A 22561-nucleotide genomic window follows, 5' to 3' on the forward strand; every position below is an offset into this window, starting at 1 on the left:
CCGGATCCTTTCTCTGGACAGGCTGGGGGTTAGTTGATTTGTTTGAGGCTGATGCGGTAGGTCAGCTGCATCAGCAGAGTATCCGGCGCTGCATCCTCCGGAGCATTTTGCGGCTTTTCCTGCGCAACATAACTGCTGACCAGCGTTTCGTTGTATTCCGATACGGTCCCGTTGGCAGGATTCATCACCAGCGTACCGGTGTACTGATCCTGGTTGTCGAACATCTTGGCAAAAATGCCCATACTCGATGCCCCGCCAGAGGAATTCTCTGCCGGTTTCTGCAGGCTTTCCTTGGCGGTCATCGTGACGACCACTTTGTCCTTGCTGACTTCACTGACCGTATAAACCTTTTCAAAGGTCTTGGGGGCCAGCAGACCGGGAGGCGACGGCTGCACACTGGTCCAGCTCTTCTTGGCGGATATCACGTTCTTGTCTCCGGCTGGCAGCGGCAATTGATGCCGTTCTTTGATGCTTTCATCCGTCAGGATCTTCTGAGCAATCTTCTGCCCCTCGCCGCTGACAGTCACGGCTCTGGCCGCAGCCGCATCCACCACCGTCACCTTGCCCTCCGGGCTGATGGCGATCCGATAACGGGTGCCGACAATCGTATTCAATGCATCCCCTTTGTACTTCTCATCGGCACTGTTGAACTCATACCGCACCTCGTTCTTGTTGACCATCTTGCATGCCACGGCCTTGAGGGTAATATCCGCAACCGCCGAACCGTCCGGCTGGATTTCGGCAATCGTCTGCTCATATGTGACGGTTACAGTCGTACTGGTTTGTTCTTCCCGGCTTTTATTCAAAGTCGGCTGTTCAAATTTAAAATCTTTGATCATCTCACTGCTGGATTCATAGACCGCGGTCTGTCCGACAGTGGGGGTATAAGCCATTTTGACCGAAGACGAACATCCATGCAGCCCTGACATCAGGACTGCTGCCGCTGAAATTACACATACTTGCATCATCCGGGACATACTTTTCTCCTTATCTGGACTGTGCTTGTGTTGCCTTTTTGGCCGGTCAGGATACAGCTTTGCGTACCGGTTCAAACCAGCGTAACCCAAACCGATCCTGAATGTGCCGTGTCGCTGATAATCCAAAAATTATAGCTGGATTAGACCTGCTTGACAAGGCTTCTTTTACCGGCATTCTCAATTCATACGTATAGTAACTATCGGCACAATATCGCCTTGAAGTAAAACACCAAAACACAAAAAAGAGGTTTTTTTAACACCCCTATCGCGTTATAATACCCGCACTTTTCGGCATTTCAGGGCCGAAAGGCAAGATAGACTACGTTTATGGAGTAATACAATGCGCAGCGATACAGTAAAAAGCGGTTTTCAGCGGGCGCCCCATCGGGGCTTGTTACGGGCTTGCGGCCTCAAAGATACAGATATGAATAAGCCGTTTATTGCGGTAGCCAACAGCTTTTGCGAGATTGTCCCCGGCCATGTCCACCTCAATAAGGTTGCCGAAGTGGTCAAACAGGCCATCCGCGACGCCGGCGGCGTACCCTTTGAATTCAACACCATTGCCATCTGCGACGGGATTGCCATGGGCCACACCGGCATGAAATATTCCCTTGCAAGCCGGGAAATCATTGCCGACGCCGTAGAAGCCATGGTTCGGGCTCACTGCTTTGACGGTATGGTTTGTATCCCCAATTGTGACAAGATTATACCCGGTATGCTTATGGCGACCGTCCGCCTCGATATCCCGACGCTGTTCGTTTCAGGCGGCCCCATGGCGGCAGGGAAGTCCAAAAACGGCAAAACCGCCGATTTAATCACAATTTTTGAGGGTGTCGCTGCCTATAATGCTAAGAAAATCAGCGAAGACGAGTTAAAAGACCTCGAATGTTCAGGTTGCCCAACTCCCGGTAGCTGCTCCGGCATGTTTACTGCCAACAGCATGAACTGCCTGTGCGAAGCCATCGGTATGGCCTTGCCCGGCAACGGAACAATCCTGGCTGTCGATCCAAAACGTCAGGAATTATACAAACAAGCCGGACGCCAAATCATCGAACTGGTCAAAAAGGATATCCGTCCCTCAGCTATAATCTCGCAAAAATCTATCGACAATGCCTTTGCTCTCGATATGGCCATGGGCGGCTCCACCAACACAGTCCTGCACACCCTTGCCTTGGCCAACGAAGCCGGAATTGAATATAATCTGGATAGAATTAATTCCATAAGTGCCAAAGTCCCCAACATTTGCAAAGTCTCCCCATCCAGCAGTTGGCATATTGAAGATGTCGATGCTGCCGGCGGAATCAGTGCCATATTAAAGGAAATCAGCAAGATTCCGGGCCTGCTGAATCTGGAATGCATGACCGTCTCCGGCGTCTCCCTCGGCGAGCGGATTAAAACCGCCGAGATTAAAAACCCCGACTGCATCCACACCCTCGACAAGGCCTATTCCAAAACCGGCGGCCTGGCTATCCTTCGCGGCAATCTTGCCCCCAACGGCTGTGTTGTCAAATCCGCCGGTGTTGCCGCCGGTATGCTCAAGCACTCCGGCCCCTGCGTCATCTTCGACAGCCAGGAAGAAGCCTGCGACGGCATCCTCGGCGGCAAAGTCAAGGCCGGCGACGTGGTCATCATCCGCTACGAAGGCCCCAAAGGCGGCCCCGGCATGCAGGAAATGCTCAGCCCCACCAGCTACATCATGGGGGCGGGCCTGGGTGAATCCGTTGCCCTGATTACCGACGGTCGCTTCTCCGGCGGCACACGCGGCGCCTGCATCGGCCATGTCAGCCCCGAAGCCGCAGTCGGCGGCCCCATCGCTCTGCTCAAAAACGGCGACATCGTCGAAATCGACATCCCCGCCAATAAAATCAATATCAAAATCTCCGACGCCGAACTGGCCGAACGCAAAAAACACTGGACCCCGCGGCCCCCGCGGATTACCAAAGGCTGCCTGGCCAAATACGCCGCCATGGCAACCAGCGCCGATACAGGTGCGGTCCTCAAGTGGTAAGCTAATCCAAATACGGGTGAGTCGAAAGGCTCACCCTTTTTTTATTCGGATTGACACAGACTGTCGAACCCTGCTGTGGTAAAATAGGATATTGCAAATTGAAGCGGATATACGCAGAACAAGCTTAACTGAAATGAAAACAACAGTATTTCATACTCTGATATATTATGTAGTGTTGGCAGTACCGGCCTTGTCCGGCTGCAGTTCCGTGATGCCCAACGTACAATCCACCCAGCTCGGCAGAGAAGAAACGCAGCAAGCCGAAGTCATCGCCCGCAAGTTCGCCCTCGAGCAGCTGAATATCCCCCAGCAGAAGCTGGATCGCATGGTGGCCAGCGCCCGCGGCTATCAATATTCCAAAGTCACCACCTGCGTCTTCCATTTCTTCGACCCGGCCGTCTATCCCCAGTGGCAGTCGATAACAACGATGCTCGGCGGCTTCCCGGATTATTTCCGCATCACCGTCGATATGGACGCAATGAAAGTCAGCAGCTATTACGCCGAGCCGACAAAACAATGATCGTCTGAAAAAACGCCCTGTTGTTTATGCACGTTATGGTGCAGCATCAATCTCGCATAGCAATGATATTAGTATAGAAATGAGGTAAACGTTGAAATCAAAGTGGTATTCCTGTGGGTTGCATTTTGAATGTATCGGCTGCGGCAACTGCTGTGCCGGGCCGGAAGAAGGTTATATCTGGATTTGTGCCGAAGAAATTGCCATGCTGGCCAAATATCTGGGCATGTCCGAGGCCGACGTCCGCAAGCGGTTCATCAAACGCTCCGGCCTGCGCACGACCCTCATCGAAGACAAGGCCACCAAAGACTGCATCTTCCTGCAAAAGGGCGCCAATGGCCAGCGGGGCTGCGCCATCTATCCGGTCCGTCCCAACCAGTGCCGCACCTGGCCGTTCTGGAATTACAACCTCGCCACCCCCAACGACTGGAACGAAGCCGCCCAGCGCTGTCCCGGCATCAACCGCGGCCCGGAATTTACTTTCGAACAGATCGAAAAAATACGCACCCAGAAAAAATGGTGGGAGTAAGACGATTGTCAATTTTTGATTTTCAATTTTCGATTGAACAAACGCGGCAGATAGCCGACGCAGTCGAGAGACTTTATTCTCAAATCGAAGCGATGCTGGCTTCTGCTCCCATGCCCTGCAAGGCCTGCGGCCAGTGCTGCGATTTTGAATCCTTCGGCCACAGGCTGTTCCTGACGCCGCCGGAACTGATTTATTTTCAAGTTGGCCTGACCCAAAACAACATCCCGCTGCTGCCGATGACCACCGGCGTCTGCCCTTATCGCAACGACAGCAAATGCTCCGTCTATCCCTGGCGTTTCGCAGGCTGCCGCATCTTTCACTGCACCGGCGATGCAGACCTTCAAAGCCGGCTCAGCGAAGACATAATCGACCAGATGAAAAACTTATGCCGCCAGTATGACTTGCCTTACCGCTATCTGGATTTAAAGACGGCATTGAATGCCAGATCAATATAAGGGCTTTTGAATAAGACCTCTCTTGCCGGATTGCTGGTCGCAGGATTTTACTCCGGTCGCGGAATGCCCAACTTGGGATAACGCAGCTCAATAAAAGCCACAATATTCAGCAGCGTGTTTTTGTTTTCCCGGTAAAAGGTATAAAGCGTCGTCAGCTTTTCGATATCGGACGCCTCCAGTTGGCTGGCCGATTTTCCCATCGGTGCCCCCCAGTTGACCTGCGTCTTGCCGTCGCGCAGCCGCAGTACAATCCGCGGCGCTGAGCTGCCCTGTTTGGCGCTGAAATTACTGACATCGATTTCGCTGATTTCATTGCTCAGCGGTTTTTCCTTCGAGACTTTCTCGTCCATCTGCCGCAGTGCCGCAATCAGCTTCAGTGCCGCCGCCACATCGGATGCATACCAGGTTTTGCCCGCTGCCGGGGCCAGCTTGTCGGCAAACCCCTTGATTTCGATCAGCGGCGGTTTCTTCACCTCCACCTGGTCCAGCACAAACACCGTGTTGGCCTCATCAGGATTATCCCCGCACAGCGGATCCCCCGGAGCCGGCAGTCCCACATAACAGGTCTGTCCTTTGGCGGTCTTGATAATCGCCTGCGGCTCCCGATACTGGGCCTCAACCTTGATATTATGCGTGGTTGTTCGTACCCGCACATGGTACAGCCACGGCAGTTCGGCCAGCCGCTGCCCAACTGCCTCGGCAATGCCTTCTTTCAGCTCAAACTGCCCTCCGCCGGCCGCTTCCGACAGTTTCTTTTTCATCCCCTCGGTGAACGCCCACTCCGGCGCGTTGACAAACTCCAGCGACCCATAAATCGGGGTCTCGGCCCGCTGGGCATGAACATATTTTTCCATATAGAAAAAACCGACCACCAGCCCCGCAGGCAGCAGCGGCAGAAACAGACTCAGCGCCGCTATCTTGATCCGGCGATACAACTGCTCCCGTTTTTCCTCGCGGGCGGCACGGCTTTCCTTGCGCTGGCTCCAACTGAACCAGTCACGCCAGCTTTTTCCGCTTTTGGGTTTTTTGATCTTCTTTTTAGCCACAACACTCTTTATCTTGTATTGTTACTGTGATCTGTCCAGCCAGCCAGGGCGATCCGCTGCACCAGTTCTTCCATCCCGATTCCGGCCTTCCGTGCCGCCATCGGCAGCAGCGAATGACTCGTAAAGCCCGGCAGGGTATTCATCTCCAGCACATAGGGCGTCCCATCCTCGGTCACGATGAAATCCGCCCGGCCCAGATGCCGGCACCCCAGCGACGCAAATACCGTCTCACCCGCCGCCTGCAGGCGTTTGACCACCGCTGCATCGGTCAGCGTATCGAACAAATACTCCGTCGAGTCGTCCTGATACTTGGCATGATAATCATAAAATGTCACCTTCGGGCGAATTTCCAGCACCGGCAGGGCCTTGCCTTCCAGCAGCCCCACGGTCATCTCCCGCCCGGCAATGAATTCCTCGATCATGCAGTCGCCGTACGTGTCCCGACAGCGAATTGCGGCCGCCGCCGCCGTCGGCATATCGGTATGAATCTCCACCCCGACGCTGCTGCCCTGACGGATCGGCTTGATGACCACCTTGGCCGCCCAGCCGTCCAGCTCCGCCGCAAGCTGCACCGCCGTATCCGTATCCTTGACGACAATCTGCTTAGCCAGCGGCAGTCCCGCTTCGGCAAACACCCGCTTGGCCGCGATCTTGTCAAACGCCAGCCGGCTGGCCTTCGATCCCGACCCCGTAAACGCCAGCTTCTTGTTTTCCAGAATCGCCTGCAACTGCCCGTCTTCCCCGAACTGCCCGTGCAGAGCCAGGAAAAACACATCAATCGCCTTGTCATCGAGGATTGACAAATCCTGCGGATTCAGGTCATGCAGTATCGCCCGGCATCCGCCGCGCCTCAGCGCGTTATAAATATTCTCCCCGCTGAGCAGGCTCACGTCCCGTTCCGACCCGACGCCGCCGCACAGCACGGCAATATGTAAATCAGTAATCGATTTTATCGTCATTAAAAAAGTCTATTCCAAAACGTTTCCGCTTTTTTAGCCTGTGTTGGATCGCCAAACACACAACACCAGCTTGTCATTCCCACTCCCTTTGTCATTCCCGCGAAAGCGGGAATCCAGTTATTCTCCGAACTCACCATTCCTGTTTCGTCGCGGCTATGTAAAACAACGTCACCCTGTGCTTGCCGCGCGGCATAAAAATACCCGCCGGGTATTACCAAATCTCGATTTCCAGCTCCAGCTCCACATCAAACTGGTCGCGCACCACAGTGCGGATTTTCTCAATCAATGCCTTGACATCCGCACTGGTGCATCCTTTTTCCGTGGTAATGAAGTTGGCATGTTTGGTGCTGACCATCGCACCGCCGATTTTTTCCCCCTTCAGTCCCGCCCGGTCAATCAGTGCTCCCGCCGACATCCCGCGCGGATTCTTAAACACACACCCGGCATTGCGCATATCCAGCGGCTGCGTGTTTTTCTTGTAAATCCAGACTTCCTTGACCGTCTTGAGCAGCTCTTCCGGGTCGCCTTCGGACAGTTCCATCCGCGCCTCCAGAATCACCCGCGCTGTAATATTCACATGCCGGTAATCAAACACCAGCTCCGGCTTGATCTTTTCGAACACATTGCCATGCAGGTCCATCACCAGCACGCTTTCCACACACGTCCCGATATCGCCAAACCGGCCCCCGGCGTTCATCTTCACCGCGCCCCCGATTGTCCCGGGAATGCCCGCCAGTGCCTCCAGGCCACCCAGCCCGCGTTTGACGGCGTCCTGAAGCACCCGCTGCAGGTCCGACGCACCTCCGGCCGTCAGCCTGGTCCCCTCAAAACGATAGGGACTGAAGCCTTCCCCGCAGGGCCGAATCACGGCCCCCCGAACGCCTTCATCGCTGATCAGCAGATTCGACCCATTGCCCAGAATATGCACCGGCACATTATGCTCATAGCACCGCTTCAGGGCCGTCTGGAGCTGTTCGGTCGTTGTCGGGCTGATCAGCCAGTCCGCTTTCCCGCCCAGCCGATACCACGTATAGTCCGCCAGAGGGCAGTCTTTCTTAGTTATGTTGTCCAAGCCAGCAAAGATATTCATCTGCAACCTTCCATATTGTGCCCGCACCCATCGTCACGACCAGGTCGCCGGGCTGTACATTCGCTTTCATATAGTCAAGAATACCGCCAAAGTCGTTGATAAACAAGGCCTGACTGCCGGTCTTCTGGATTCGCTCCACCAGCGTCTGGGCATTGACCTTGCTCTTGCTTTCGGCGGTGTCACGGACAAAGTAAATCTCCGGGACGATGGTAATGTCTGCCAGCTTAAAGCTTTCCGCGAAATCATCAAGTAAAAAACGGGTTCGGCTGTATTGATGCGGCTGAAATACACACCACAGCCGCTTGGGCTGGTATCGCTGACGAATCCCAGCCAGCGACGCCCGAATCTCGGTGGGGTGGTGGGCATAGTCGTCCATCACCGTAATCTCCCGCACTTTGCCCTTCAACATCAGCCGCCGGTCCGTGCCCGTAAACCCCGGTAAAAGCTCACAGATACGTTGCGGCGGAAGACCAGCCTCCGCCAGAATTGCCGTCACCGCAAGGGCATTTTCCACATTGTGCAGCCCCGGCAGCGAGATATGCGTCTTGCCCAGTAGCTTGCCATGATAATAAATATCAAAATGATAAAGTCCATCCACTAAGTCTGGATTAATCGCCGTATATTGGCATCCCAAATCGAGTCCGTAGGTTACCACTTTGGCATGCAAGCCTGGCCGACGCAGCACCCGAGCCACATTCCGATCCCGACCGTTGGCCACCAGAACCCCGCTGGGCCGGATATTCCGCGAAAAGTCCGCAAACGCATCCACAATCTCATCTTCATCCCGGTAATAATCCAAATGGTCCGCCTCAATATTCAGCATACAGGCGATCTGCGGGTGCAGATTCAGAAAGCTGCGGTCGTATTCGCATGCCTCAGCCACAAACCAGTTGCTCGCACCGACCCCGCTGGACCCGCCAAGCTGGGGGATGTCCGCCCCGATGATAAAGCTCGGATTCAGACCCGCTTTTTCCAGAATATAGGCCGTCCAGGCACTCGTCGTGCTCTTGCCGTGGGTGCCGCAGACCGCAATTCCCGCAAACTGGTCAAAGACCTTGCCGAGCATTTCGGCATATTTGTATATCTTTTTACCTTTTTCTCCGGCCCGCGTCAGTTCCGGGTTGGTAGCCGGGATAGCAGCACTGATAATGACCGCATCGGCGTCGTCGGGAACATTTTCGGCCTTGTGACCGACCGAAACCGCCACCCCTTTGCCCGCAAGTTCTTGCATCACCGCACTGTCGGACATGTCCGAGCCGCTAATCTTGGCGCCATGGCGGATTAACAGCTTTGCCAGACCGCTGGTGCCGATTCCGCCAATCCCGATAAAATGATATTTCTTATCCAATACGGATTCCATGGTGTCCTCATCATAACGACAAAATGCCCATCCCGGCCGATCTGGTTCGCCCAACCCGGCCGGCCAATGGGCCAGCAACTTTGATTTCCAATACTAAAAGTCGGTTATTTCAACCCCAAAACTGTAATTTTGGTGGTCAGGTTTATCCAACATCAGCCCCCAGCGCAAGCTACGGGATTTTTTTGAAATCTCAAATTTCCCCTTCCCACCATAGCCGTATTTGCCCCATCCTTCCTACGAACAGCGTCTCCATGTGAAATTTCAAATCTCTAATTTTCTACGAACTCCTTAATCAACACTTAAAAATCAAAAATCTTATACTTCTCATCTCCCCAACCGAAAATCGAGCATACAAAATTACCAATTCTTCTTGTATCCTTACATCCTTGTATTCTGTATCCTTGATGTCCACATCGCACAAATTACGCTAACACGATCTTGCTATTCTGCAAAAAAATGAAAAATTTCTTCTCCTTCTCCGGCCTGCACTTATAAAAACTCACGCCCTGTGCTATTTCGATTTTTCGAACAAAAACTGCAATTTCATCCCCTATATGGAGGCATATAAAAATGAATAACACGCAAAGACAACCAAAATCAACCTGTCATACGTGCCGTAGGGGCTGGCCCCCGTGCCTGCCCGTGTTTTATGGGGAGCAACCGTCGCAACGCCCACAGCCTGACTCCATCAGACTATGCCACCCCTGATCTGGGCACAGCGTTATGCCACAGTGGCATCGGTCAAGCGAAGGCTGGCCGTGGTATATTGATAAAAAGGCTGCCGTTCCCGACAGCCTCCCCAATTCTTGAGTTCTTGTGTTCTTGAGTTCTTGTGTTCTTCTTTTTTTAGGTTCACGAAAGGAGCAAATCATGGCAACAATCAAACAAATCGAAGCCAACCGTCGCAACGCCCACAGCCTGACTCCATCAGACTATGCCACCCCTGATCTGGCCACAGCGTTATGCCACGGTGGCATCGGTCAAGCTCTGCTTGGCCGTGGCATATTGATAAAATGGCTGCCGTTCCCGGCAGCTTCCCCAATTCTTGAGTTCTTGTGTTCTTGAGTTCTTGTGTTCTTCTTTTTTTTAGGTTCACGAAAGGAGCAAATCATGGCAACAATCAAACAAATCGAAGCCAACCGTCGCAACGCCCAAAAATCCACCGGCCCCAAAACCCCCGCAGGCAAGGCCCGTTCCTCCCGCAATGCCTTCATTCACGGCCTGTCCTCCCAGCGGCCCATTGTTACCATTGAAAATCCCGCCGAGTTCAACGCCTTTGCCAACAAATTTATGGACCAGTACGAGCCGCTCGAGCCCAGCGAAATCTTTCTTGTCCGCCGCATTGCCTGCCTGGCCTGGCGGATCCAGCGTGCCCAGTGTTACGAGACATTGGTCCTCGATAACCTCTGTTGTTCCATCCCCGAAGACGACGTCCGTACCGACCAGGAGGTCTTCAGCCAGCTTCTGCTCGACGACTTCCGCAGCCACCAGACCCTCGCCAAGCTGCAAAGGTACGAAAGCCAGCTGGAACGGTCTATTCTCCGCTGTATGAAGGAATTGCGTGACAGCCGCAAGGCCGGCGATGTCAACTATACCGACGTGGCTTATTACCTCCGCGACGGCCAGCCCCGCGGGGACTACAAAGACCTCATCACCCCCTATGGCCAGGAAGGACCCGATTCCAGCAGTGTAGCTCAAGCCTCCGTGCTTGAGAGGAATTCTATTCCGCCGCAGGCGGATTCCACTTCCAACCCCGTTGATCGTGTTGATCCCGCCAACAAGAATGATTCCTCTTTGCCCACGGTGCCTTCTGTAACCGAACCCCATTTGGATCGTCGCGCCGGTGTCGAACAGCAAGACCCCGTGGATTCTCGCAGCACAAAACCAGACCTCGTCCGGCCAAACGAACCCAATGCCCTCTGCCTCGACGGCCTGACCAACCCCGACCTCCCGTGGATTCCCGTCGAAAACAAAATCTATAAGACCGAAAACCAGCGTATCCGCAACAATCCCAACAAACAAAAATGGAACTACGATTATACGCCTGACTGGTACCGCCGCGTTCTCGACGCCGTGCATTTTTCCCCGAAGAAACGCAAGACAATGACCAATAGAGATTTAGAAAAGCATGCCGAGTGTATCCTGCAGACCTTTAAAAACCCTGAGCAGTTCCTCCTCGACATCCGCGCCATCACCCCCTATGGCCAGGAAGGACCCAATTCCAGCAGTGTAGCTCAAGCCTCCGTGCTTGAGAGGAATTCCATCCCGCCGCAGGTGGATTCCACTTCCAACCCCGTTGATCGTGTTGATTCTGCCAACAAGAATGATTCCTCTTTGCCCACGGTGCCTTCTGTGGCCGAACCCCATTTGGCTCGTCGCACCGGTGTCGAACAGCAGGACCCCGTGAATTCTCGCAGCACAAAACCAGACCTCGTCCGGCCAAACGAACCCAATTTAGATTGTCGTGCTTGTGTAGAATGGTGTTACCCCGCGAGTTCTTGTGCATGAGACCGGACAAAAATCCAGTGGGCGGTACAGGACTTGAACAAAAAATCACAAAGCAAGCCAGATAATACACTTAGCGAAAATGGCAAAACCACACAGGGACACAATCTGGGACACTTTCCCGAAATTTCGCCAGAATTGGCAACATTGGTCAAGGTCTGGAATACCCTGCCTGAACCAACCCGTAAGCAGATCCTCGAACTGGCCGGATTGTCCAGACAGAAAAAATAGCGAATTCAACACGAAAAATGTTACGCGATTTGTCACCAGCACGTGTAGTAAAGCATTGAACAGAGTTATTAACCGGCAAAGAGTGACCAGAACGCAGAGGTTTGTGATGACCCGAATCAAGTAAATTGCATCCACTTGCGGCAACATGTGGACGCCTTCATTACAGAACACATTCCGTCGAGTACACATTCGCGATAAGCCTGGAAACACAACTTGACATTTCCTGCCAACGCTATCCCCTCTGAATCATTGTTCTAAAACAGGGACAAACAGGCCATAAACAAGGCCCAAACAAACAGGCAGGCCCGGCCCCCTGTACAAAAAAAAGATTGTTATTTCCGAGGCCAGTTCGGAATCTTTGCCACACCCCTATCCCTCAATAGCTGCCCACCAATACTTACCTTGTATGATGGGCATCATTTTTTTGACAATAGATATATTACATCTATATCAATACATAAAAGATTGTGTTCCTTGTTCAATTCTCCCAATTGAACTGCAAATAAAAATACTTGACAATTTTTCATGTTCCGGTAAAAAAATATCATCTTGATTTGCTTAAACACTAATGAAGGAGATCAGTTGGAGCAATGATAAATGATGATGATTTTCATCCATTGAGGAGGCAACGTCTACAAGATGGAGTAAAATTGTCTGGTAAAACATCGTTTCATTCTGTTTTATTGCAGAATTTTCCTCCTTTTGCTGAATTTCAAGTCAGTGGGATATTCTTGTCCCAGGGTAGCTTGCCACCATTTTGGGGACCCACTTTGCGCGGTGGGCTTGGGTATCACCTGAAAAAGACGGTCTGCCATGTCAAACAGAAGAACTGCTCGGGCTGCATTGTCCAAAAATCCTGTGCCTACAGTTATATTTTTGAAGGTGTTGCTCCTGACGACCGAGCGTTTATGCGGCTGTATCCCAATATCCCTCAACCTTTTGTAATCCTGACGAGTATGGGGGCTCCCTCTCAGATCACAGCAGGGATGGAATTTCAGTTTGGAATGAGGCTTTTCGGGCGTGCAATCGAGCTATTCCCCTATATCGTATATAGTCTTCTCGAGATTGGCAAAGAAGGTCTTGGCAAAGATCGTATTCCCTACCGAATTGATAGTATTACTCAGCCTGCATGTTCCTCCGTTGTTTACAAGGACGGCAACCATTGCCTGGGAGGGCTGCAGAAAGAATCCGTTGGCCAGGTTCCACAGCATTTGGATTCCCGACTTACGATTGAGTTTCATACCCCCACTAAATTGCAGGTGGGCGGCGCTCAAGCACGAAAAATCTCTTTTCTTGATCTGATAAAGGCAGTCAACCGCAGGCTTTCCATTTTATCCTACTTCTATGGCATCCCATTTGAGCCATCGGATGCCTTTTCTGATGATTGGACGGGCGTTGAATCGGTCCGGGTGAAATCAGATCAAACCCGGCTTTATGAGGTCAATCGGTTCTCCGGACGGCAGCAGCAGAAAATGACTCTCAGAGGCCTGCTGGGGCGGATCACATTTGAAGGAAAGGTCGCTCCGTATATACCGATTTTAAAATTGGCAGAGATTTGTCATGTTGGCAAGGCAACCAGCTTTGGATTTGGAAGGATTAAACTTACCATTCAAGACTAGGAGAGACTATGGCGATAGAGAAAGATATGATTGAAATGGCAATTGGGACATTGTTTCACGATATTGGGAAAATTTATGAACGAACAGGTATTCAATTACCCCAACAAAATACTCACCTATTCAAATATTCGCATGCAGCTTACACCGGTCAGTTTTTTAATGAAATTGGGAATCTCTGGAAACATTTAGATAATTGCCGCATTGCCAATCTGGCCAGTAAACATCATAATCCATCGACCCCCGAAGAAATCCTTGTCCAGCAGGCCGACATTTACTCTGCGGCTTCTGAACGACAGGATAAAGGTGAGCAATTTATCAAAACAGGCAAATCCTCACGGCCCTTAATCAGTATTTTCAATGAGATTAGGCTTAATAGTCACATTTCCGAAAATCCCCTTTGGGCATATCCCGTGGAGCGGTGGAAAACATCCAGTGATGCAATATTCCCTCAGCAATACGGAAAATGCGACATTCCGGTCAATCCACAGCAATATATACAACTTTATGATAATTTTAAAATGGATATTATTAATTCTGTCCACTGCCCACGGCATCTATTGGTTGATCATATTATAGGCCTGTGCAGAACATACATGTCCCTGATTACTTCCTCTGCCACCCGGGATGAATTGCCGGATATTCCTTTATTCGACCACAGTTATACCACCGCTGCCATTACTTGCGCTATGTATGCTTGGTACAAAGAGAAAGGAACGCTGTCGTCATTGACACATTATGAACAAAATCAGGATATTCAAAATATGCTTATGGTCTGCGGTGATGTCAGCGGCATCCAGGATTTCATTCTTGATCTGCCCAATGAGGCCCAGGCCGGGACGGCCAAAATGCTTAGAGCACGTTCGTTTTATATTTCGATGCTGACCCGGGCGGCGGTATTTATTTTACTGGAACGCCTGGGATTACCATCGTGCAATTGTATCAAGGACGCCGGCGGACAGTTTACTCTGCTAATCCAGAACACCAACAAAGCCAAAATAATACTTGGCGAAGTCCGTAAACAATTTGAGGACTGGATGTTGGGTACTTTTGGCGGCAAACTAGCATTGAATCTTTCAGAGCCGGTGGCCGTGAGCGGCAGAGATTTCAAGGACGGAAATTATCACGAATGTCTTGAAGAAATGGCATTGCAAATTGACAAGACAAAAAAACGGCGATTTGCCTGCTCAATGCAAAATCAACAGGGTTGGGATATCTCTGCTGCTATACAGCCGGTAATCGATCCTGAAAAAAATCCACTGTGTCAAGCTATGATAGACCTTGGGGGCAAATTGACTTCGACTCACTATATACTCCTAGAGCGGACAGACAGAGATAAGGACCCCATGACTCTATTTGGCCAACTTAAATTAATAACCAAAACGGACATACCGACATTGACTGACACAACCCTGGCTGCCTTATCCATCAATCCCCGGCATGAGCAATCCGGATTTGCGGGTAAACATTTGGCACATTCTGTTCCCCGGCTTACAGAAGCAGAGGCTGGCCGGCTTAACAATGAAGACCCGGAGGGCGACTGGCAGTGTGGACAAGTCAAGCCATTTGAGATGATTGCCGAATCCGCATCAGGAGCGAAACTTCTGGCTGTCCTTAAAGGCGACGTGGATTATTTAGGTAAAATCTTTTCAAGAGGTCTGATGGACTTGACAGGGCAGAAAGCAGGAGGCAAATACAGGAAATACTCTATCAGCCGACTTTCAGCTCTGTCCAGAATGATGGACAATTTTTTCAGTGGCTACCTGGAACATCTTATTTCCAGTCAATACCAAGAGGTTTATACCGAATATGCCGGCGGCGACGACCTCTTATTAATTGGCCCGTGGGACCAAATGATGGAATTGGCATTGAAAATTCACAAACAATTTTCAGCCTATACTTGTCATAATTTGGATATCCACTTATCCGCCGCCATTGTATTGTGTCATCCTAGAACACCCATTTCAGACGCTATCAGGCAAGCGGAGGAATTACTTGATAATGCCAAAAAAAGTGGGCGTAACCGCATTGGGATATTCGGACTTACATTGCCCTGGCCAGATTACGAAAAAGCTCTTCATAACGGTACCATTTTAGCTGAGTGGGTTTCGTCTGGAATAATCACTGGCAGTCTGAATTACCGTCTTCTGAAATATTATCACATGTTCCGACGAGTTTCAGACAAGAAAAATCACAAAATACCCATAGAAGACATTGCATGGAAATCCCAGCTTCGTTATGACCTTGCTCGAAATGTAGAAAAGGATAAAACCACTTCGGTAATCAGGAACAAATTAGTTGAAATGACCAGCGATGAAGTGATGCCACGGATGAAAGTCTCTACGATTTATGCATTGTATAAAAACCGTAAATAGAATTAGTTAAAGGAGTCAATATGGCACAATATTCTCAAAACCAGAAAACTGGTGGCCAACATAGCCGTGGCGGCAGCCGCCAGCAGAATCCAATCAATCCAAGAAAATACGAGGGTGTACCTTTTGTAGTCGGCGGGAATATTAATCCCAGACTTGTTACAGATGTCGCTGAGAAAGTCATCGAAGATCTTAGTTCTGGAAATAAAATCAGTTCTGCCCAATTAAGGAGATTTTACGGAGCAGTGAAAGACTATAGCAATCAATTGATTACAGATGATGATTACGCAAAACTGTATCCTATGATAAAGATGCTCAAAAGTCTGGCTTATTATGCTTATGATCGAAATAAAATACCTCTCCAATTTGCAAATTTTTTTGTCGGCTTAATCGACCAAGTTAAAGAAAATGAAGTACTCACATTCAAAGCGGCGGCCAAACATTTCGAAGCTGTCGTCGGATTTATGTATGGGAAAGGATTGGTGAGCTAATGAAACTGATAAAAACAAAAAAGATTACCGGTAAAGTATTGGTCAAAACAGGGCTGCATATCGGCGGTGGAGACGCCGCCATGGAAATCGGCGGGATGGACAACCCCATTATCCGTAATCCTGCCACTAAGGAGCCCTATATTCCAGGTTCTTCTCTTAAAGGCAAGATGCGTTCATTGCTCGAATGGTATAAAGACAAAGTAGATTTAAAAGAAAACGTTCACCATTGCAACGATACAATAACGGCTTTAGATTGCCCGATTTGCCGGGTATTCGGTATTTCGGCGAGTGAAAAGACCGAAATCGGTCCTACACGCTTGATTATAAGGGATTGCCCTTTATCTGAAATGTTTTCGCAGAAGTTCAAAAAAGGATATCCTATTATCGAAGATAAAAGTGAAAATACAATCAATCGCATCACGGCCAAAGCAACTCCACGTCCTATTGAGCGTGTCGTCCCTGATGTGACTTTTGATCTGAACATCAGTTTCAAGATTCTCGATATGGGAGACGGCGGTGTAAAAGATGAGGAAAACTTCAGCCAGGTCGTTCTGTTAGGGCTTGCTCTTGTCCAGGATGACTATCTGGGTGGAGGGGGCTCCAGAGGCAATGGCCGAATTCAATTCATTGAGCTTAAAGATGAAAATGAAAATGAAATAAAGCTGCCATTAATTCGGGAGAAATCCACACGATGAAACAGTACAAAGCTCAACTTACACTCTTGTCCCCGCTGGGAACACCACTGGCGGCAGATACCCTCTTTGGTCATATCTGCTGGTCGAAGGCGTATGGTGAAGGTGATGAGAAATTGGGCGAATTTCTTTCCCGGATGGATTCAGACAAACCGCCTTTGCTTTTATCTGATCCGTTTCCAGCGGGTCGCCTGCCTGTACCGATACTGCCGACTTATCGGGCCACGGAGCAGACAACTAATGTTTCCGTAGATGAAAAAGGCCTCAGGAAAATCCGCTACATTGACAGTGACCGCTTGGCGAACTGCTTGCAGGATTTGAACGGTAAATCGCTTATGGAGAGCCTGCGATGCCAGCAACAGCAAGAATCCGACCTCTCAGATGATGATCCGCGAAAAAGAGAGATGAAAATCTCACTTTCACCCCATAATTTTGTCAGTCGTTTAGGTGGTGGTACGGTCCAGGGTGGAGTTTTCTTTACTGAGGATATCTTTACGGCACAATATGGTTCTCTCTATGATCTCTATATTGCATCCGATGAGTACAATGCCGGCGATTTGAAAGGTATTCTTGAAGAGGCATTGGCATGGGGATATGGCAGGGATAAAAGTATCGGACGTGGAGCAATCAAAGTAGAACGAGTAGAACCAGTTAGTCTGCCGGATGTGAAACATCCCAATGCCGTTATGCTGCTGGGGCCGTGCGCTCCGGCACAATCTGATCCGGTCAAAGGCTTCTGGTCTATTAAAGCCAAAACCGGCAGACTGGGAGGCCATTGGGCGATTTCAGAATTTCCGTTTAAAAAGACCATTATGATGCTTCAGGCCGGGTCAGTTCTTTTGACGGATATTCCCAGACCATTCTATGGCAGGATGATTCACGATGTACATGATACACTAAAACAGGTTGTACATTATGGATTATCTTTAGCACTACCTATTCGGCTGAGCCGGGACTCTGTGGAGGCAGCATGAATTACGCAAAAAAATACAAAATGACGATTCAGGCGCTATCGCCTATTCATATCGGTACTGGCGACGAACTGTCGCCGTTTGAGTATGTAATCACTCAAGACACAAATGGCGAACCTGAACTCCATATCATCGACTTGCCCGGGATGGTTTCAGGATTAAATCAGCAGCAGAAGATGCGGTTCTACGATGCCGTCAACAAAGGGAAGGATACGGTGCGTTATCTGCGGAAGTTTATTCGTGACAATACGGATCTTAAACGATTCAGTCTTCATACCCTGCCGGTCTGTCAGAATATATGGAATATTTATCAAAATAAACTGGACAGCCAAGAAAATCAATTGATTGTCAATCTGTTTTATCGAAATACAAAAAAATGGCAGCCTGTTATCCCCGGCTCGTCCATCAAGGGGGCCATCCGCACAGCGATTGTCTCTGCAAAAGTAAAGACAACATATGAAAAAAGCCGCCAGCTTCCGGATGAATCTAAACCCAATTGGGAGGGTGAATCCTTGGGATACAATGGTGATGCAAAACGAGATCCATTCCGGGCGATATCGATAGAAGACATAACCTTACCCTACGATGCCACCAAAATTGAAGAAATAATGGTCTACAATCCCCATAAAAAGACACAAAGCATACAGCAGTTTTATGAAATGACCTACTCAATATTGGATGGCTCAACAAATATAAAAGGGCATGGCGTATTCACCCTTTATTCAGGATTGCATATCCGCAATGCTGTCTCTATGCCGCTTTCGGCCGAAGTTATTGCTGAGGCGTGCAGGAGGTTTTATCAGAAAAGAATGGCTGATGAGCATCGCGACTTTTATAAATACCGGCCTGATATGGTTTTATACTTTGAAGATATGGAAAAAGCCTCTGAACGGCTGCAGCAGGAAAAATATGGCCCCTTGGAATTTCCAATCCGGCTGGGTCGATTCAGCCATTGTGAGTCGGTTACAGTAGATGTAACCCTCGAAAACGGCAAGCCGCTTAGAAATCCCAAAACACGAAAAGGCAAAAACAAAACCCCTTTGCCCTGGGGAACGACACGAAGCCTTTTGAGAAATGAGAGCTCTTTATTTGGCCCCCTGGGCTGGGCCAAAGTCCGGCTCGAGGAGCTCAAATAGCCTTGCCCAGAGGCCGTAGTGGGGCGAAAAGGCTATCGTTCTTTGACAAGTTCATAGGGTTTTCGGACAGGTGGGATGAGTTATCTGCCGTCTTTGTTTTGCCGTTATAGAGGCTATGCGCACAGGGAACGGGAGGCTTATGATGGGAACGTTATATCTCAGAGAACAGGGTGCCAAGGTCAGCCGTCAGGGGCGTCGTCTGGTCGTGTCCAAAGACCAACAGGAGATCATGTCTATTCCCCTGCATCGGCTGACCCGGCTGGTTTTTCTCGGGCGGATTCAGATTACCGAAAGTGCACTGGCATTGCTGCTGGATCGGCGTATTCCTTTGGTTTTGACCACACACACCGGGCGTCTTCGCGGCGTGCTGTGCCCGCCGGATACCCCCCATGTTGAACTTCGGCAAAATCAATACGCCCTCGCTCGCGACCCGGCCTATAGTCTGGAGTTCTGCAAAGATCTGGTCGATGCCCGTGCCGTCTGCTGTATCAGTATTATTAAACGCTATGCCTATAATCATCCGGATCCGGAGCTGGATCGTCTGGCCGCTCAAATCCAGACCTATCGCAGCCAGCTGAATACCTGTCAAACCATCGAATCCGTTCGCGGGATCGAAGGTATTTGCTCGCGGGATTATGTCGCGGCCCTGGTGCGGATTTTCAGCTCTCTGCAGATGCATTTTTCCGGACGTATCCGACGACCGCCTACCGATCCGGTCAATGCGGTCTTGTCGTTTGTGTATGTCCTCTTGACCGAACTGTGCTCTTCAGCTCTGCAAATTACACGTTTGGATGTCTTCTGCGGGCTGATGCATGCTCCAAATCGCAATGCTCCGGCTCTGGCCCTGGATTTTGTCGAACAGTTTCGCCAGCCCCTGGCGGACCGATTTGTCATGCTGATGTTCAATAAAAAGATCCTCAAAGCCGAGGATTTCGGGAACGGACCCCAATATGCAGTTCTATTAAAAGAAGACCCTAAAAAGCGGCTTCTGGCAGAATGGGAACGCTTTCTCGATGCCCCCCAGCGTCTGGCCGACAGGCAGACGTTTACCAATGCACGGGAATTGATCTTTCAGCAGGCAGAAAAACTGGAGACTGCCATCATGAACAAGACTCCTTATGTCCACTACAGACTGTCAGTGAGGTAACCCCATGTTCATAGTTATCGGATATGACTGTACAGATGACCGGCGAAGATTAAAAATTTCCAAAATTCTTTTGGACTATGGATACCGTGTACAATACAGCGTCTTTGAGGCGGATTTGGACAATGAATTGTTGACAGAAATGGTCGACAGACTCCGGAAAATCATCGATCCTGATGAGGACTCCATCCGCATCTACCATATATGCCAGCGATGTCTGGACCAGACACAATTATTTGGGGATGCCAAGCTAACCAATCAGGAAACATTTTTTATTGTATGAGCCGTTTTTGGGGGCCGGCTTAACAACAAAAATGTAACCCTTTGGCGGCACAGAAGATAACGCATTTTAGGCCGGCGTTTCGCCCAGACCATAATGCTTCCAAATAAGTATTTTAAGGCCTCTATGACGCTTGACTTTTTAACCTGTCCGAATTAAAGTAGTTACATAAGCTGCGGTTGAAATCTTCCCCTGATGAATAAGGGATTGAAAATCGTCGAGAGGAGCAGAAAAATCATTTTTTGGCGGGTATAGTTGAAATCTTCCCCTGATGAATAAGGGATTGAAAACTCAACAAATTGCTTGACAATCGATTGAATCTTATCAATGTTGAAATCTTCCCCTGATGAATAAGGGATTGAAAACACCGATCTCGGCACAATCCTGCTGAATATTACGTAGCCCCGTTGAAATCTTCCCCTGATGAATAAGGGATTGAAAACTGATTAGAAGAGCCTCCCTGCCTGTGTAGTTTGCCTGGTTGAAATCTTCCCCTGATGAATAAGGGATTGAAAAAGTACTGTCCGCAGTAAACGCACCTACCGCCTTCTTCCGTTGAAATCTTCCCCTGATGAATAAGGGATTGAAAACCCGCATCTTCCATAGTAACACGAGGAATAATTCCTGTTGAAATCTTCCCCTGATGAATAAGGGATTGAAAAATGGAGTCCGCGTGGGATGGAACGTATAAATGGGCGGGTTGAAATCTTCCCCTGATGAATAAGGGATTGAAAATTTTTGATTTGTTTCAGCGTCAGCAACATTTTTTTTCGTTGAAATCTTCCCCTGATGAATAAGGGATTGAAAAAAGACTTCCTTGATAGTCCCACCAAAGACTTCCTTGATAGGTTGAAATCTTCCCCTGATGAATAAGGGATTGAAAATTCTGTTCGTCGATTTGCGTTTTCAGGTGCCCCTCAAGAGTTGAAATCTTCCCCTGATGAATAAGGGATTGAAAACCTAAGACTGCACGGTTCTTGCGGATGGCCTGATATAGCCGTTGAAATCTTCCCCTGATGAATAAGGGATTGAAAATTTATGGCCTTTGTTTGCGCCGGTGTTCCTGCGTTCAGTTGAAATCTTCCCCTGATGAATAAGGGATTGAAAAAATCTCCAGAGGGTCTCCGTCGATACCAAAAGCCGTTTTTAAGTTGAAATCTTCCCCTGATGAATAAGGGATTGAAAATTTGACATGTTTATTCCTTTCCTTGAAAGAGTTCGTTTGGTTGAAATCTTCCCCTGATGAATAAGGGATTGAAAATGGTATTCCGGAAATCTTCCTGCGTTTTTAGGCTCGACGTTGAAATCTTCCCCTGATGAATAAGGGATTGAAAAATCGTCTTCCCCTTTCTTACTTGTCTAATTGTTATTATGTTGAAATCTTCCCCTGATGAATAAGGGATTGAAAAGTTGCCAAGCATAAATCCTTTGTAATGCTTAGCTTAGTTGAAATCTTCCCCTGATGAATAAGGGATTGAAACAGATGTTTCTTTGCTGGCACCCAAGGAACAATATCTTTGTTGAAACCTTCCCCTGATGAATAAGGGATTGAAACAATTCTGCGCCCCGCCGTTTTCGTCGTTCAGCTTTTCAGTTGAAACCTTCCCCTGATGAATAAGGGATTGAAACAGTTATTATGCCGTTGAGAGCATCGACGACAGCCGGTGCTCCGGTTGAAACCTTCCCCTGATGAATAAGGGATTGAAACGGTGGGCGGATGATGCTGGGCTATCTGATCGTGGATCCGGGATGCATCAAAACAGAAACCGACAACATTACAAACAAGGTGAAATTATGAACGAATTAAGACAAGCAATTATGGCCTTGTATAAGGCCAAAACAGGAAAAACACTCTGTGAGCGATACTTAAATGAAATCGAATCTGACGTATTGGCATGGGTACGGATACCGTCGGTTTTGCAGCAGGCATTGATGGAGTCGCCTTTGTGGTTGTCATTAACCGGCGACGATGCAAGGACGGTGTAATAATATAAAACCATTAGTAAAATACCCTCCTGCCACATGGAATGAGGTTGTGGCACGTTGCAGCCTTGCCCTGATGAGTAAGGGGGTTTTAGATTGGACGTCTGATGTGTGTGGGGTGGGCACAACTGCAAAGGTCTTCGGTGGCGTATAGGTGATTGCCCCTGGACAGGCTGCAATGAGTAACCCAAGCAATGGA

Annotated in this window: 20 protein-coding genes and 1 CRISPR repeat array; of the genes, 15 read left to right on the forward strand and 5 right to left on the reverse strand. The window is 49.4% G+C overall.

Features of this window, described 5'->3' with window-relative positions:
* Positions 1-29 precede the first annotated feature (29 nt).
* A complete protein-coding gene (locus ACQ9LF_RS04705; RefSeq protein ID WP_462488218.1) occupies positions 30-977 on the reverse strand; it encodes a hypothetical protein in 948 nt (315 codons plus the stop codon).
* Positions 978-1317: 340 nt separating this feature from the next.
* Here ACQ9LF_RS04705 and ilvD point away from each other — a divergent pair, with 340 nt between their 5' ends.
* The 4 genes from ilvD (at position 1318) to ACQ9LF_RS04725 (ending at position 4486) form a co-directional block, all read left to right on the forward strand.
* Complete coding sequence (gene ilvD / locus ACQ9LF_RS04710; RefSeq protein ID WP_462488219.1) at positions 1318-2985, forward strand: dihydroxy-acid dehydratase; 1668 nt, start codon at positions 1318-1320, stop codon at positions 2983-2985.
* Between the two features lie 133 nt (positions 2986-3118).
* Positions 3119-3505 (forward strand): hypothetical protein, encoded by a 387-nt coding sequence (locus ACQ9LF_RS04715; RefSeq protein WP_462488220.1) that lies wholly within the window; start codon positions 3119-3121, stop codon positions 3503-3505.
* 91 nt (positions 3506-3596) lie between these two features.
* Positions 3597-4031: a YkgJ family cysteine cluster protein gene (locus tag ACQ9LF_RS04720; protein WP_462488221.1), complete on the forward strand. Its 435-nt coding sequence runs from the start codon at positions 3597-3599 to the stop codon at positions 4029-4031.
* 5 nt (positions 4032-4036) lie between these two features.
* A complete protein-coding gene (locus tag ACQ9LF_RS04725; RefSeq protein WP_462488222.1) occupies positions 4037-4486 on the forward strand; it encodes a YkgJ family cysteine cluster protein in 450 nt (149 codons plus the stop codon).
* 47 nt (positions 4487-4533) lie between these two features.
* Here ACQ9LF_RS04725 and ACQ9LF_RS04730 read toward each other — a convergent pair whose 3' ends face one another.
* The 4 genes from ACQ9LF_RS04730 to murC form a co-directional block, all read right to left on the reverse strand.
* A complete protein-coding gene (locus tag ACQ9LF_RS04730) occupies positions 4534-5532 on the reverse strand; it encodes a cell division protein FtsQ/DivIB (protein WP_462488223.1) in 999 nt (332 codons plus the stop codon).
* Positions 5533-5540: 8 nt separating this feature from the next.
* The gene (locus tag ACQ9LF_RS04735) at positions 5541-6491 is read right to left on the reverse strand and encodes a D-alanine--D-alanine ligase (protein ID WP_462488224.1); all 951 of its coding nucleotides are present in this window, start codon (positions 6489-6491) and stop codon (positions 5541-5543) included.
* 211 nt (positions 6492-6702) lie between these two features.
* Positions 6703-7581: a UDP-N-acetylmuramate dehydrogenase gene (murB, locus tag ACQ9LF_RS04740; protein ID WP_462488225.1), complete on the reverse strand. Its 879-nt coding sequence runs from the start codon at positions 7579-7581 to the stop codon at positions 6703-6705.
* Positions 7547-8941 (reverse strand): UDP-N-acetylmuramate--L-alanine ligase, encoded by a 1395-nt coding sequence (gene murC, locus ACQ9LF_RS04745; RefSeq protein ID WP_462488226.1) that lies wholly within the window; start codon positions 8939-8941, stop codon positions 7547-7549. The genes murB and murC overlap by 35 nt, the downstream gene beginning before the upstream one ends.
* A gap of 870 nt (positions 8942-9811) precedes the next feature.
* Between murC and ACQ9LF_RS04750 the strand changes: the two genes are divergently transcribed.
* The 11 genes from ACQ9LF_RS04750 (at position 9812) to ACQ9LF_RS04800 (ending at position 22365) form a co-directional block, all read left to right on the forward strand.
* Complete coding sequence (locus ACQ9LF_RS04750; RefSeq protein ID WP_462488227.1) at positions 9812-10006, forward strand: hypothetical protein; 195 nt, start codon at positions 9812-9814, stop codon at positions 10004-10006.
* A 45-nt stretch (positions 10007-10051) separates the two neighbouring features.
* Positions 10052-11449 carry a hypothetical protein gene (locus ACQ9LF_RS04755; protein ID WP_462488228.1) on the forward strand — a complete coding sequence of 466 codons (1398 nt, stop codon included), beginning with the start codon at positions 10052-10054 and terminating at the stop codon, positions 11447-11449.
* A gap of 818 nt (positions 11450-12267) precedes the next feature.
* Entirely contained in the window at positions 12268-13296 is a 1029-nt protein-coding gene (gene cas6, locus ACQ9LF_RS04760) for a CRISPR system precrRNA processing endoribonuclease RAMP protein Cas6 (RefSeq protein WP_462488229.1), read from the forward strand.
* Positions 13297-13304: 8 nt separating this feature from the next.
* Positions 13305-15668: a type III-A CRISPR-associated protein Cas10/Csm1 gene (cas10, locus tag ACQ9LF_RS04765; RefSeq protein ID WP_462488230.1), complete on the forward strand. Its 2364-nt coding sequence runs from the start codon at positions 13305-13307 to the stop codon at positions 15666-15668.
* A 20-nt stretch (positions 15669-15688) separates the two neighbouring features.
* A complete protein-coding gene (gene csm2, locus ACQ9LF_RS04770) occupies positions 15689-16156 on the forward strand; it encodes a type III-A CRISPR-associated protein Csm2 (protein ID WP_462488231.1) in 468 nt (155 codons plus the stop codon).
* Positions 16156-16851: a type III-A CRISPR-associated RAMP protein Csm3 gene (gene csm3, locus ACQ9LF_RS04775; protein WP_462488232.1), complete on the forward strand. Its 696-nt coding sequence runs from the start codon at positions 16156-16158 to the stop codon at positions 16849-16851. Before csm2 ends, csm3 begins: the two co-directional genes overlap by 1 nt.
* Positions 16848-17822, forward strand: coding sequence for a type III-A CRISPR-associated RAMP protein Csm4 (csm4, locus tag ACQ9LF_RS04780; RefSeq protein ID WP_462488233.1), 975 nt, complete (start codon positions 16848-16850; stop codon positions 17820-17822). Before csm3 ends, csm4 begins: the two co-directional genes overlap by 4 nt.
* A complete protein-coding gene (gene csm5, locus ACQ9LF_RS04785; protein ID WP_462488234.1) occupies positions 17819-18955 on the forward strand; it encodes a type III-A CRISPR-associated RAMP protein Csm5 in 1137 nt (378 codons plus the stop codon). The genes csm4 and csm5 overlap by 4 nt, the downstream gene beginning before the upstream one ends.
* 139 nt (positions 18956-19094) lie before the next feature.
* Positions 19095-20102, forward strand: a complete 1008-nt coding sequence (gene cas1, locus ACQ9LF_RS04790) for a CRISPR-associated endonuclease Cas1 (RefSeq protein ID WP_462488235.1) — start codon at positions 19095-19097, stop codon at positions 20100-20102.
* Between the two features lie 4 nt (positions 20103-20106).
* Positions 20107-20382: a CRISPR-associated endonuclease Cas2 gene (gene cas2, locus ACQ9LF_RS04795; protein ID WP_462488236.1), complete on the forward strand. Its 276-nt coding sequence runs from the start codon at positions 20107-20109 to the stop codon at positions 20380-20382.
* 175 nt (positions 20383-20557) lie between these two features.
* Positions 20558-22087: direct repeats of the CRISPR family, unit length 36 nt; unit sequence GTTGAAATCTTCCCCTGATGAATAAGGGATTGAAAA.
* An 86-nt stretch (positions 22088-22173) separates the two neighbouring features.
* Complete coding sequence (locus tag ACQ9LF_RS04800; RefSeq protein WP_462488237.1) at positions 22174-22365, forward strand: hypothetical protein; 192 nt, start codon at positions 22174-22176, stop codon at positions 22363-22365.
* Positions 22366-22561: the final 196 nt, after the last annotated feature.

The sequence above is a fragment of the Anaeroglomus insulsum genome (genome assembly GCF_050689095.1).
Taxonomy (GTDB): Bacteria; Planctomycetota; Phycisphaerae; order Sedimentisphaerales; family Anaerohalosphaeraceae; genus Anaeroglomus; species Anaeroglomus insulsum.

Coding starts and splice junctions, on each gene's coding strand:
- ACQ9LF_RS04705 (WP_462488218.1), bottom strand. CDS start 977: ATGTCCCGGATGATGCAAGTATGTGTAATTTCAGCGGCAGCAGTCCTG.
- ilvD (WP_462488219.1), top strand. CDS start 1,318: ATGCGCAGCGATACAGTAAAAAGCGGTTTTCAGCGGGCGCCCCATCGG.
- ACQ9LF_RS04715 (WP_462488220.1), top strand. CDS start 3,119: ATGAAAACAACAGTATTTCATACTCTGATATATTATGTAGTGTTGGCA.
- ACQ9LF_RS04735 (WP_462488224.1), bottom strand. CDS start 6,491: ATGACGATAAAATCGATTACTGATTTACATATTGCCGTGCTGTGCGGC.
- murB (WP_462488225.1), bottom strand. CDS start 7,581: ATGAATATCTTTGCTGGCTTGGACAACATAACTAAGAAAGACTGCCCT.
- murC (WP_462488226.1), bottom strand. CDS start 8,941: ATGGAATCCGTATTGGATAAGAAATATCATTTTATCGGGATTGGCGGA.
- ACQ9LF_RS04750 (WP_462488227.1), top strand. CDS start 9,812: ATGGCAACAATCAAACAAATCGAAGCCAACCGTCGCAACGCCCACAGC.
- ACQ9LF_RS04755 (WP_462488228.1), top strand. CDS start 10,052: ATGGCAACAATCAAACAAATCGAAGCCAACCGTCGCAACGCCCAAAAA.
- cas6 (WP_462488229.1), top strand. CDS start 12,268: ATGATAAATGATGATGATTTTCATCCATTGAGGAGGCAACGTCTACAA.
- cas10 (WP_462488230.1), top strand. CDS start 13,305: ATGGCGATAGAGAAAGATATGATTGAAATGGCAATTGGGACATTGTTT.
- csm2 (WP_462488231.1), top strand. CDS start 15,689: ATGGCACAATATTCTCAAAACCAGAAAACTGGTGGCCAACATAGCCGT.
- csm3 (WP_462488232.1), top strand. CDS start 16,156: ATGAAACTGATAAAAACAAAAAAGATTACCGGTAAAGTATTGGTCAAA.
- csm4 (WP_462488233.1), top strand. CDS start 16,848: ATGAAACAGTACAAAGCTCAACTTACACTCTTGTCCCCGCTGGGAACA.
- csm5 (WP_462488234.1), top strand. CDS start 17,819: ATGAATTACGCAAAAAAATACAAAATGACGATTCAGGCGCTATCGCCT.
- cas1 (WP_462488235.1), top strand. CDS start 19,095: ATGATGGGAACGTTATATCTCAGAGAACAGGGTGCCAAGGTCAGCCGT.
- cas2 (WP_462488236.1), top strand. CDS start 20,107: ATGTTCATAGTTATCGGATATGACTGTACAGATGACCGGCGAAGATTA.
- ACQ9LF_RS04800 (WP_462488237.1), top strand. CDS start 22,174: ATGAACGAATTAAGACAAGCAATTATGGCCTTGTATAAGGCCAAAACA.